This is a genomic window from Undibacterium parvum (assembly GCF_003955735.1).
GTDB lineage: Bacteria > Pseudomonadota > Gammaproteobacteria > Burkholderiales > Burkholderiaceae_D > Undibacterium > Undibacterium parvum.
Window position 1 is genome coordinate 299870 of sequence record NZ_CP034464.1, and the last position, 12838, is coordinate 312707.

A 12838-nucleotide genomic window follows, 5' to 3' on the forward strand; every position below is an offset into this window, starting at 1 on the left:
ACCACAGCCTGATTCGCACTTAGCGAACCAACTGATTAATTTCAATAATCGGCATTAATACTGCCAACACGATCAGTAAAACCACCACCCCCATTGCCAGAATCAGGGCTGGCTCTAACAGGCCAGCGATGGTGAGGGCGCGCCGCTCCAAATCTTGCTCTTGCGCGTTAGAGGCACGCTCTAACATGGCCGGTAATTCGCCAGTCACTTCGCCGGCCCGTATCATGTGGATCAACATCGGTGGAAAGTGCTTATGCGCTGACAAAGCACGCGCCAGACCAACGCCTTCGCGCACACTGGCAGTGGCCTCTTCAACCTGGGCACGCATCGCTACGTTGGACAAGGTTTCTTTACTGGTTTGCAGTGCCTGCAAGATAGGCACGCCTGAACCGGTGGTAATCGCTAAGGTACTGGCAAAACGCGAGGTGTTTAAACTGCGTTCAAATTTTCCGTACAAAGGTGCGGTGAGTAACCAGGTATGCCAACTCATTTTAATTTGTGGATTTTTCAAAGCGCTACGCCATGCCATAAACGCAGCGACTCCGATCATGGCCATCAACCAACCCCAGGCTCTGACGAAATCAGACAGCCACAACATGATCACGGTCAACATAGGCAGTTTTTGTTTGGTATTAGCAAAAACCGAAACGATTTGCGGCACCACATAAGTCAGCAAAAAAATCACAATCGCAAAAGCCACGATAGTGACGATGGCCGGATAGGTAAACGCCAGCTTGACCTTCTGCACCAGCGCATTGCGCCTTTCTATGTAGTCGGCTAAGCGCGACAAAACCCGCGCCAGATGCCCAATCTGCTCGCCCGAAGCGACCAGGGCGCAATAAATATCGGCAAAGTCATTCGGGTGTTGTTTAAGCGCGGCCGACATGGCGGCACCCGCCATCACTTCAGAGCGGATTGAGGCGATCAGATCGCGGATATACACGCGCTCTGATTGATCCAGCAAAGCCGACAGGGATTGCTCTAGCGGCAAACCGGCTTCCAAAAGACTGGCCAACTGGCGTGTAAACAACGCTAATTCAACCGTCGATAAGTGCTCGCCAAACAGGCTGCGGCGCTTCTTACCTTCGGCATCCATTTGATTCGCAATCAGCTCAACCATCACTGGCACATGCCCCTGAGCGCGCAGATCTGCACGCGCGGCACGTGCGCTGTCGGCGGTCAGTACGCCTTTTTTGCTTGCGCCATTGCTATCTACGGCTTCATATCTAAATGCTGGCACTGGTTCGGCTCTTTTCTACTTGCATTAGTCTGATATTCGTCTGATTACTCGACTGATTATTCGTATGATTACTCTTTTGTTACGCGCAAGATTTCTTCTTGCGTCGTCACTCCAGCAGCCAGCCAGCGCTCACCATCTTCACGCATGGTGCGCATACCATCACGTTGCGCGGCCAGACGGATCTCGGACTCGGGCGCTTGATGATGGATCTGCGAGCGTATCGCATCGGTAGTCTGCAGTAATTCATAGACACCAACCCTGCCTTGGTAGCCAGTCTGACCGCAATGCTCACAGCCTTCGGCATGCCAGCGCTCGCCATCAAAACGTTTGCAGTGGCCACAAAGTTTTCTGACCAGCCGCTGCGCGACCACACCCAACAAAGAGGAAGACAACAAAAACGGTTCAATTCCCATATCAAGCAAACGCGTCACCGCTGCGGCAGAGTCATTGGTATGCAAGGTCGCCAACACCAAATGCCCAGTCAAGGAAGCTTGCACCGCAATTTGGGCGGTTTCCAGATCGCGAATCTCACCGATCATGATGACATCCGGATCTTGGCGCAAGATCGCCCGCAAGGCCTTGGCAAACGTCATGTCTATCTTGGCATTCACCTGGGTCTGCCCTACCCCAGCCAACTCGTACTCGATAGGGTCTTCCACCGTTAAGATATTTGTCGTGCCGGCATTCACACGCGACAAGGCGGCGTATAAAGTGGTGGTTTTACCAGAACCGGTCGGGCCGGTGACCAGCACGATACCATGTGGCTGCGCAATCAATTTATCGAATTGTTGCAAGACGTTTTCACTCATTCCTAAATTACTTAAATCGAGCTTACCGGCCTCTTTATCGAGCAAACGCAACACTGCGCGCTCGCCATGCCCAGTCGGCAGAGTCGAAACCCGTACATCGACAGGTTTGCCACCGATGCGTAAAGTAATGCGTCCATCTTGCGGCAAGCGTTTTTCAGCAATATCGAGTTGCGCCATGATTTTGATACGCGAAATCAATGAAGCATGAATCGCCTTCTTGGGTCTGACCACATCGCGTAAAGCACCATCGACCCGAAAACGCACCACCGAGATTTGCTCGAAGGGCTCGATATGAATATCCGAAGCCCCTTCACGCAAAGACTGCGTCAGCAACGCATTAATCATACGTATCACGGGCGCATCGTCGGCTGACTCCAGCAAATCTTCTATCGCAGGCATATCTTGCATCAGCTTGGCGAGATCGAGATCTGACTCGACTTCGCCAACTACATCGGCGGCGTCGCCACCAGAACCAGCATAGGCTTTAGCGATCAACTCCAGCAAATCGGCATGCGGGATGACTTTTAATCGAAGCCGTCCAAAACGACGCCCAGCTTCAGCGATTGCGCTAGGACTGGTCTGCTTGGAAACCGTCAATTCAATTTGAATCGCATCGGCACTTCCGTCTCGACTAGCGAGGACAGAATAATCACGCGCAAAGGCGTAGGGTAATAAGCGATTTTCTAACATGCTGTTTACTTCTCGCCTGCGCTGTCAGGCGTTTTATTTTTGACCTGATTGGCAGGCATAGGATTGACCAATTTGCCTTTTTCTATATTCAGATTGAAATCCGACTGACCGTTTTCCAGGCTACGTATGTACTCAGACTTCAAATAATCATATCGATCCAGCGAAACTTTATTGGCTTGCTCCGCCGTGCGAATCACGGTTGGGCGAATAAATACCATCAGGTTCTTTTTCTTACCGCCTTTGGTTTGATACTTAAATAAATTCCCAAGAAAAGGAATATCCCCAAGCAAAGGAATTTTTTCGGTACCGCTGGTGGTCTTATTGTCGATCAAACCGCCCAGCGCAATAATGTCACCATCATCCACCAGGACATTGGTGGAAATCGACCTTTGATTGGTGGTTGGTCCGTTTTTATCACCACCACTACCAGGCACCACATCTGACACTTCCTGATAAATGGCCAGCTTCACGGTTCCGCCTTGCGAGATCTGGGGTTTAATCGTCAGTTTAATACCTACGTCTTTACGCTCTACTGTGGTGAATGGGCTCGCACTCGGTGTTCCTGTTCCTTGTTGAGCATACGATCCGGTCACAAAAGGAACGTTCTCACCAACCACGATTTTCGCTTCTTCATTATCCAAAGTAAGCAAGGTTGGTATGGATAAAACATTGTTATTCTTATCGCTGGCGATCGCATGTGCCAGCGCGCCTAAACCTAACTGACTGCCAATTTGTCTAAATATTCCTACACTTAATCCATTCGTCGGCAAAACTGATCCAACTTTAGTCGCATTACCAGCCGCCAAATTGAATATATTGTCGCCAGCAGTACTGAAGGAGGTGGCTCCTGCAACTCGATAATTACTATTTTTATCCCCGGTTGCGGCTAGCCATTGCACTCCAAAATCGAGCGTGTTTTCTGGCGAAACTTCGACAATCAAAGCTTCAACATAAACTTGTGCACGACGTGCATCGAGTTGCTCTATCACGCCGCGCAAATTGCGGTACACGGCTTCACTCGCGGTAATGATCAGAGTATTGGTCGCAGCATCGGCCTGTATGTAACCACCGCCCGAGGCCGACGATTGAGAGCCACCGGACGAGCTAGGCAAACTACTCGCTGATCCTGCATTGGAGTTGCCGTCCTTAGACTGCCCTGAATTTGTTGAACTCGTGGTGCTGGCCGCAGAAAGTCCAGAGTTTGAAGAGCTATTGCTCGGCAAAGCACTATCTGAACTAAGAATAGAGCGCAAAGTTTGCGCCAACTTTACCGCCTCTGCATTCTTCAAATACACGACATGTACATTGCCTGGCATTGTCGTAGGTTGATCAAGTTTATCGATCAGGGCTTTTACCAAATTGGCGCGCGCCGCGGAAGGTGCTTTGAGTAAAACTGAATTGGTGCGTGGATCAGCCAACAAGACCGTACGACCTGAATCGCCACCGGCCTGACCCTCAGTCAGTCTTAACACTAAAGTTGCGATATCGCTGGCAATCGCATGTTTAATCAGTATCACGTCCATATCATTATTTGCAGGGACATCGAGGCCTGCAATAATTTTACCCAAACGCTTCAAGTTATCCGCGTAATCGGTGATCACGATGGAGTTATTGCCGGGATTGGCATTGATGGTGTTATTGGGTGAAATCAGAGGGCGCAGCACGGTAACAATATTATTCACGGACTCATAATTCAAGCGGAAAATTTGAGTCGCAATTTGATCGCCCTTGACCGCACTCACCTGAGTTGGGCCCGCCTGCAATTTGGCATCGGCTTCTGGCACCACTTTGGTGTAGCCATCGGCGGTAACCACCGCATAGCCTTGCAAACGCAATGTCGAGGTCAGCAATTTGAAGGCCTGCTCTTTAGTCAGCGGTTTTTCAGAGACCAAATTAATCTGGCCTTTGACGCGTGGATCAATGATAAATGTGTTGCCGGTATAGTGGCCGATTGCTTTCACCACCGACTCGATATCGGCGCCAACAAAGTTTAATGCCGCGGCATTTTGGGCGGGATCCTGGGCGTAGGCAAGCTGCATAGTCGAAGCGAGACAACTAAGGCTCAACACCGCGATGCCTGGCAATTTACGCCATATGATTGCTGGTCGCACTGCTACATTATTGACTGTCATGGTTGCTACTACCTTCAATGGATTTTTTCTCATTTGAACTCTAACGCTATCACATCTTTATCGCCGTCTCTACGACGCTGCCCAAGCAAACCTAGTAAATTTGCCAACTTTTCTTCTTGTCCGGTCTCAGCCTGAGCCTTACCAGAAAACTGAAACCGCCCAGCATTTAAACTCCCATTGCCGCTCAACAACATGGGACCTTTTTGCGATGTCAGTACCACATCTGCAATTTGTCCATGCCAATCAAATGCCAAGCTATAACTTCCCAAAGGTTTAATCGAAGATAAACGCGAGCCCATATCGTTTAACTCCAATTGCATCTTACCGATAACATCGAGCTTAGTCTCGTAGCGCGTAAAATCGAGGCCACTCCAATTTAAACGCACTTGCCCAGTTGGGCCTATGGTATTAAGCGGTGCCCCCAGTCCTTCCAATCGCTCTGGAGGTAGCGACAAACTCGCGGCAGCGACATGCCACTGACTCAAATTACCATTCAACTTCACGGCTTGCGACAACACCTTACTATTCTCTAGCACCACATCCAACTGCCCCAGCAATAGCATGGGCGATATCTGCCAGGAAAAACGTCCTGGAAATAAAGGCGTCACTGGCCCACTAATTCCTGAAGCACCGCCCACAAAGGCAGAGCCACTCCAAAAACTACCGCGCACATCGCCCAGACTGAGTCGCCCGGCAGTTTGCTTCTCTAATATTAAGGCCAACCAACTCGCCGGCAAAAACACAAGTATGGTAGCGATTACACTCGCAATAGCGGCAAGCACCCACAATAAACCTACTCTTTTCGACATATCAGAATGCACTCTTCTGCTGCTTGAGCGTCAACACCACACTGACCTGTCCGACTTCGGTCAATGTAGTCAACTTGATTTCTTCGACAGTGAGACGCGCTGCTTTTTGCATTTCCAGCAGCCACTCCATCAAATTACTATACGATGCCGCCGTAATCTGTAAGCGAACCACATCATCAGCAGTGGTTAAGGTTTGTGCTTTTAAGCCTCGCCTCTGCAGGGAAGATTCGATCACTTCCCGCGTCACAGGAGCCACATCGGCAGTCATTTCACCTGCAATTTTGGCGTATTGCCCCGACATCACCGCCATCTCTGCGACCTGCAAGCGCAGTTGCGGTATCTTCTTTTCCAGATTGGCTCGATTGCTCAACGCTGGATTTACGAAGATCAAATAGACGATCGCGAGAAAGATACTAGCAATTCCTACACTTAACCATAAGCGCTCACGCGCATCACATTGCTGCCAAAATGAAGCCGCGGCCTCTAACATCATGCTTTGCTTCATTTCCCATCTCCTCGATCGGGCCGTATCTGCAACACGCCATCGCTAGTCGACACCAAGACCAAAGCATGTGCTTGTAAGCCAGCCTTAAATTGGTCCACTTGCAATAGGCCTGCCGATTTTATTTTAACGAACAAACTACGCTCTCTATATTCCATCGTCACGATAGCAGGTGCAGACGGTTTATCCGCCACCATGCCATCCCAAACTTGCGCAAATTGAGCCGACAAGACCAAAAAATCCTCAGGAGTCGATTCGCCCACCAATTTGCGGGAAAGATTGATTTTTTGCTGCATTTGCAATAAAGGATCCCGAATAACACTCTCTTTTGGGAAGCTTGTTCGATACGTTTGCGTTAATGAGTCGTTCAGCGCTTGCGCTTCGCGCTTCATAGACAGCCATTGCAGATTCAAACCGGCCAGATTAATCGTCAGAGTCGCCAAAGCCAAGCCCAAAGGCCAGCGCCATTTATGCCAATCAAAAGAAGTTTGATTATCATGCGACACCGACGACATCAAATCGATAGACGACGAATTAAGTCCGGCGATGCGCGCACGCCAATCACTGGGCTGAAAATGGAAACGTCCGGCTAATTCCTGATCACCTTCAGCCAGTTGCTGATACTGCGCCACATGCTCGGCCGGAAGTGCTACGCTCACAGCCGCACCGGCAGAAAACAAATTCAAAGTCTGCAACACTTCTTGTGCAAGAACGCCAGTCGTATCGCTAAGGCTATTCTCGGATCGCAAATCGATGGTCAAGCCCACCGCGTTCTGACCTGGCGGGCGAAGCGCCAATTCCAGCACTTGCTGTTGCGGCTCGATCAAAACACTCATCGCATCCGCTTGCGCTTGCATCGTCATAGAGAGCGCATAGGCGGTTAATTTCTTTGGCCGTAAAACCTGCGCCTCAGCATGCAGCGCCTCCATCCAGGATCGATCGACCGCTGCGATACTGCACATACCGTTGACAGGCGTACTGGCCAGCAAGATCAACTCAGAGGTGTCAGTGAGCAGTTGATCTTCTATTAAATTGGGTAAAGCCGCCTTTAATTTTGCGGCAGACATAGGCGGTATTTTGACCGTCAATAAGGTGACATCGCTGGCCGCCAGTAGTAGCGTTACTTGACGCGCATTTGCTGCTATGCCTTGCAATTTAGCCAGAGTCTCGCGCCCTTGCTGTTGCACTTCGCCATTTTCAGATATCAATGCATAAGGGCGCGCCAAGCCAGCCAAATCGCTGGAGGCACGTGCCACGTTTTTCGAGGGCGACAATAGATACAGTATGCTTGCCATATTTTATAAATACCTTTGAGCGTCTTTCTTGAGGCGGATACCGAGCCTATTTTTTTTCATCTTAATTTTCTCTTATCCACAACACTTTGCTGGCGATCGCAGTGCGTTCCAGTAAAGCATTCACTTCCAAAGCAGAGCGGCTTAACTTGACTTTACCATTGATAAAAAAATAGTTGGTCGAAAATGAAACACTCTTTGAATTAAGTGCAGTGATTTTTCCTGGAAAACGATTTTCAAAATCAGCCAGATCACGAAAATACGCCCTATCGCGACCAGCAACGATAATAGCAGCATCGGTAAGGCTAATATTCAGACAGGCCGACATCACTTCTTTCGATGTTGTATTCAAGTTGATCGTGGTTTTTTGCGGCAACACCGCAATAAAATCTTTTAAAGCCCGCAACATCTCAGGACTAAATCCGGTTACTGACAAAAGATCATCAATTTGACTAAAGCGTAAAAACTGCACATCCGCCGCCGCATCGGGAAAGCTGGAGTTGGCCGATCTACCGACGCCTTTCGTCGCGTCGCTCGATGAGGCTGCACTATCGGTAGAGATCAAGGGCGGCACGACAGGATTAGTGGTGCCGGATTTACCTGTCTCACCGCCACCCAGCACCGGTTTAGGCTGAGTGGAGGCGACTGCCCCCGCAACACTTTGTGCCAACAAGGGATTGATGCGCAAGTTAGTCAGCAAGCGCGCCAACACCGCAGTTTCTTGTATATCGGCGACCCCATTGACGGCAAGATTATTCAAATTAAAGCGAGATTGCGCGTCGGTTATTTTGCCATTCAAGCTCGCTTCACTTTGCTCCGTGTCCGCCTTACCGTTTTCTACGTATTGATCCAGATGGGTGTCGCCTAAAGTAACTGCCCAAGGCTCGCCCAAATGATCCACATTATTGGAATTTCTGACGTCTTCACGCAAAATTAAACGAGCCCAATCCAAAGCGCCGCGCAACACCCACTTTTTTTGCAACTGAAAGCGCTGATTTTCAATGGAGCGCACCTGCACTTGTTGCTGCCAAAACAAACTGGCGACTATCGTGATCGCTAACGTCGTTAATAATAAGGCCGTCACCACAGCAACACCGGTTTGCCTGAACTTCCTCATGCAGCACCCAGCAAAAACACTTTTAACAAGGGATGCTCGCGCCCTTGCAACTGCAAGGATACTTCAAGACCTGTTTTCGGCGGTACGGCCTTAGCACCCTGCTGATTTCCGGATGCCAGATCGCTACCAGCTACCCGCCAATTATTCTCGCTAGAATTCCATGTACGCATTTCAAACGCAATGATATTCGATTGCAGATTCACCGCGGGCATATTGTCCGTGCCACTCAAGGCACTCTGTAAAATACTATCGAGCACCCGCATATCCCGCGTGGCTTCTGACTCGCGCCGGCTCAACACACCTTCAACGACGCGGTAAGCGACCACCTGCAACCGAGTAGGCTGGAGATCTTCGTTGACAATGCGTATCATGATCAAATTTTGTCCAGATGCATACAAACTGGTTCGACCTGGCAATAAAAAATCTCCGGCAATATGGGCGCTATCGTTTTCCAATTGGGCAAAACTAATCTGTATGCCTCTAGTCTGCTCTAGCTCGGTAGTGAGACTTACACGCGCCCGCACTATACTATCGAGGCCGCGCCAACCAAGTACTGCGATGATCGCGAGTATGGTAATTGCCACCAAGAGTTCAATCAAGGTAAAACCAGAGGACGACGGCCGGGCTTTAATCACGCGGCACCACCTGTGTCAGTTTGACGATTCTGCGATCGGGATGCGAGGCCTCAAACACGAAGACTTCTACCCTTCGAAAGGAAGGATTTGGCGTCGACAATACATGTTCTTCGCAAATCAAATTCATCTCAGCCTGAGGGCATGGGAAACTTCTATCCCCAAAGGCGGGCCAGATATGTCCCAAACGAATTTGAGATAAATGATTTTCTGCCGACCAACTAGCCATCATCGCCCCTCTTAGATCGCCACTATTTTGGGTCAGACTACCAACTGCGCGCAAGCTCGCGCCCAAGGCGGTGCCGACAATCACTAAAGCAACCAGCACTTCTAACAAAGTAAAGCCGGAGAAGAAAAATGGGCGAACCAATCGGCGGGCGGATGGCAGCAAGATAAACTCAGATCTCATTTATTCAACGATAAAATGGCCAACGCCATCGGCTTTAATAACAACATGGTCATCTCCAACATTCAGATCAAGAACAAAGGGCTTATCGACAGGCTCTCGCCCAAAGATGATACGCAAGGGACCATCACTACGTGCGGCTGGGCTTATAGACAGCTTCACCGGAGTAAGAGCAAATTCACGCTCACGTAACATATCCAGATCAGAAATAACATCCCAGCGATTTTCGGTACGCACCAAGAAATGGTAACCATTTTCAGTGGCTTCAAATGCGGTAGGCGCATTGCGCACGATGGCTTCCTCGCGCGCCAATTGCAGCAACAAGGCGATACGCTGGGCATCCGTCTGCAAACGCTGACGACTACTCTGTATTGTGCTAAATGAAACCGCGCCCAGCATAATGCCGATAATGACTAAGACCACCAGCAACTCAAGCAGAGTAAAGCCGCGTTGACGCGTGAATCGTGTGTTAGATGGAGTCACAGCAGCAACGCTAGACGCGAAATATTTACAGATCCCACGAACCAATATCGGTGTCGTTGCCGGTACCACCAGGCTGTCCATCTGCACCTAATGAGAAAATTTCTATTTCCCCTTTAATTCCAGGCGATAGGTATTGATAAGGATTACCCCATGGATCTTTCGGCAATTTATCGATATAGCCACCGGTTTTCCAGCCATTGGCAGAAGGCCCGGCTGTCGGTTTTGCAATGAGGGCTTGCAAACCTTGCTCGGTACTAGGGAAATGCATATTATCTAATTTATACAACTTCAATGCACTCATCATCGTGGAGATGTCCTGCTTGGCGGCGACTATGCGCGCATCATCAGTTCGACCCATGAGTTTTGGCACCACCAAAGCAGCCAGAATTCCCATGATGACCACCACCACCATGATTTCTATTAGGGTAAAACCACGGGCTGCACGCGAGACTAAGCTAGTAACCGGTTTGCTATGGCGATAGAGATGAAAACTTTGTTTGTTCATAAAATAAAAGAGAAAATAAGCCTAATTGATTAAATTAAACATGGCCAAAAATGCGTAATCAGAAATCGTAGCATGAAAGTATTACTTTCATATGAAGTTTCACTCCAATCAATACAAGTAGCTGGCTAACAGGGCAATTTTCTGGGTTGGCAGAGCTAAAAGCACTCTACACTAAATATATTTAAACTAGTTTAAAAAGGTGTAAGCGAATTGCAACAAGTTCTCGCCACTTAAAAATCGAAGAAAAACCCCACTGAAAAACAACAGTGGGGCTAATTTATACTTCAACAAAACTGACACAAAATTTACTGAATAGTCGCGACCAAACTTGCCCCATTCACAGCTGCATAGGCTTTCAATAATAGGTAATAGGTCCCAGCAGCGGGAGAATTTATCGTTACGGTTTCAGCGTTAGTCGATCCATCTGACTTACCGTCGTAGACTGTGCTGCTAGCTGCTGAACCAAGTTTTACATACAAATCGCCGTCGCCACTACCTCCTGACAATTTAAAAGTCAAACTAGACTTACCAGCGGGCACCACGATAGTGTAGGTTTTGCTTGCATTGAGCGCCAGCGAGATTCCACTAACAGCAGTCCCGCTACACAAGACCGTTGCCGAAGGTGTGCAGCCAGGTGGTGGTGTCGTGCTTGAGTAGCTAGCCACTATCGAAGCACCACTCACCGCTGCATAGGCGTTTGCCAGCAAATGGTAGGTGCCAGCAGTTGGCGCTGCAATCAAGATACTCTCTGCATTGCTAGAGCCGTCAGATTTCGCGAGATACGAGCTAGTACTAGGCGCAGTAGCTAGTTGCGTGTAAAGATCGCCATCGCCACTACCACCGGACATTTTGAAGCTTAGATTGCTAGCACCTGCGGGTACGGCGAAGGTATATTTCGCTTGATCACCGGCCGCACCAGAAAAACTTACCGCAACATCCTTAGTCAAAACACCTGGTGGTGGAGTAACAACCGCGCCATCACTACCCAGTTCCACCGCATACGCCATCGCCATACGCGCGAACTTAAGCGCCCCCAAAGCTTGGCTACCTGAATTGGCGTAAGTGTCGTTTGCGGTATGGATGTAGGGATTATCCTGATTTATCAAAGACTCAAACGGCATAGAGGCAGGATAGCCTTGTGCAGTCCAGGATGCATGATCAGAACAGGCATAGCCACAAACATCGTTACCCACGGTCAAACTTGGCAAATAAGTGGAGATTAAGTTTGCTACGAAGCTGTTTTGCGCCGCGTTGGTATAGTCGGTGTACAGATAGATATCTTTCGCCGAGCCCTTGTAATTGGTCATATCCAACTGCATAACACCAACCACATTGACATTATCGGCTTTAAATTTAGCAGCGATTTCTGCCGATCCTTTCAGCCCCACCTCTTCCGCCGAATATCCGATAAATTTCAAAGTGCGTCGTGGTTTATAGTTATTCGCCAGCATAACGCGGATCACCTCGGTCAAACTGGCAATTCCAGAGGCATCATCATCGGCTCCCGGCGCCTTGGCTGCCTCAGACCTGTCATTCAAATTAATAGAATCAAGGTGACCGCCCAGCACCACGACTTCAGACGCGTTATCTGTACCTTGTATCGTCAAAATGACAGATTTTTGCGCCCATCCTGTATGCGTGAATTGTTCAACCAAGATATCACTGCGCGCAGCACTCATTTGCTGCCACTTGGTTTTGAGCCAATTGGAGGCATTCACACCATTGGTGGTGGTGTAATAGCGATTGGGAAAAGCCGACATATCGACGATGGTTTGCCCTATATTACTGTCTTGCATCTGCGTTAAATACGGAGTGACGGTGGCTTGATTATCGATCACATACGAGGGAGCAAGTAAGCTCATCATCTGCATAGGCTGCATCAAAGCAGCACGACCGCTGGCCTCGCTGGTATGCGACATAAAACCACCGCAACGATTCAATTTATGGTGTATCGCACCTGACAGACTTAACATTAGCGACTCGTCGACCTGCACCAGATGCACTTTTTCCTGAGCCAGGATGCCTGGAGCACCGGACAGCAGCACTTTGCTCTGTTTCGCGATGGTCTTTGGCGCTAACTTCTGCAACTCTGCATAAGCGGCATCGCCCAGAGTGATCCAGACTTTATCTGCAGCATATAGATTTGTAGCGCCCATAGAAAAGACACCTAAGAGCAAGCTAGTAATTAATTTCTTTTGCATGAAAATCTCCCGCCCAGACA

Annotated in this window: 12 protein-coding genes; all 12 read right to left on the bottom strand. The window is 49.1% G+C overall.

Annotated elements, in window-relative coordinates; translation table 11 throughout:
- Positions 1–19 precede the first annotated feature (19 nt).
- Positions 20–1240, bottom strand: a complete 1221-nt coding sequence (gene gspF / locus EJN92_RS01340; protein ID WP_126126185.1) for a type II secretion system inner membrane protein GspF — start codon at positions 1238–1240, stop codon at positions 20–22.
- 68 nt (positions 1241–1308) lie between these two features.
- Positions 1309–2739, bottom strand: coding sequence for a type II secretion system ATPase GspE (gene gspE / locus EJN92_RS01345; protein WP_126126186.1), 1431 nt, complete (start codon positions 2737–2739; stop codon positions 1309–1311).
- Positions 2740–2744: 5 nt separating this feature from the next.
- Positions 2745–4871, bottom strand: a complete 2127-nt coding sequence (gene gspD, locus EJN92_RS01350; protein ID WP_126126187.1) for a type II secretion system secretin GspD — start codon at positions 4869–4871, stop codon at positions 2745–2747.
- A gap of 29 nt (positions 4872–4900) precedes the next feature.
- Positions 4901–5680 carry a type II secretion system protein N gene (locus tag EJN92_RS01355; RefSeq protein ID WP_126126188.1) on the bottom strand — a complete coding sequence of 260 codons (780 nt, stop codon included), beginning with the start codon at positions 5678–5680 and terminating at the stop codon, positions 4901–4903.
- A gap of 1 nt (position 5681) precedes the next feature.
- On the bottom strand, positions 5682–6185 hold the full coding sequence (gene gspM / locus EJN92_RS01360) for a type II secretion system protein GspM (protein WP_126126189.1): 504 nt from the start codon (positions 6183–6185) through the stop codon (positions 5682–5684).
- Positions 6182–7477, bottom strand: coding sequence for a type II secretion system protein GspL (gspL, locus tag EJN92_RS01365; protein ID WP_126126190.1), 1296 nt, complete (start codon positions 7475–7477; stop codon positions 6182–6184). Before gspL ends, gspM begins: the two co-directional genes overlap by 4 nt.
- A gap of 61 nt (positions 7478–7538) precedes the next feature.
- Positions 7539–8591, bottom strand: coding sequence for a type II secretion system minor pseudopilin GspK (gene gspK / locus EJN92_RS01370; protein ID WP_126126191.1), 1053 nt, complete (start codon positions 8589–8591; stop codon positions 7539–7541).
- The gene (locus tag EJN92_RS01375; RefSeq protein WP_126126192.1) at positions 8588–9226 is read right to left on the bottom strand and encodes a PulJ/GspJ family protein; all 639 of its coding nucleotides are present in this window, start codon (positions 9224–9226) and stop codon (positions 8588–8590) included. The genes gspK and EJN92_RS01375 overlap by 4 nt, the downstream gene beginning before the upstream one ends.
- A complete protein-coding gene (gspI, locus tag EJN92_RS01380) occupies positions 9219–9632 on the bottom strand; it encodes a type II secretion system minor pseudopilin GspI (RefSeq protein WP_126126193.1) in 414 nt (137 codons plus the stop codon). The genes EJN92_RS01375 and gspI overlap by 8 nt, the downstream gene beginning before the upstream one ends.
- A complete protein-coding gene (locus EJN92_RS01385; RefSeq protein WP_227869650.1) occupies positions 9633–10112 on the bottom strand; it encodes a GspH/FimT family pseudopilin in 480 nt (159 codons plus the stop codon). It abuts the gene before it with no gap.
- A 25-nt stretch (positions 10113–10137) separates the two neighbouring features.
- Positions 10138–10617 carry a type II secretion system major pseudopilin GspG gene (gspG, locus tag EJN92_RS01390; RefSeq protein ID WP_126126195.1) on the bottom strand — a complete coding sequence of 160 codons (480 nt, stop codon included), beginning with the start codon at positions 10615–10617 and terminating at the stop codon, positions 10138–10140.
- Between the two features lie 305 nt (positions 10618–10922).
- Entirely contained in the window at positions 10923–12818 is a 1896-nt protein-coding gene (locus EJN92_RS01395; protein WP_126126196.1) for a M20/M25/M40 family metallo-hydrolase, read from the bottom strand.
- Positions 12819–12838 lie beyond the last annotated feature (20 nt).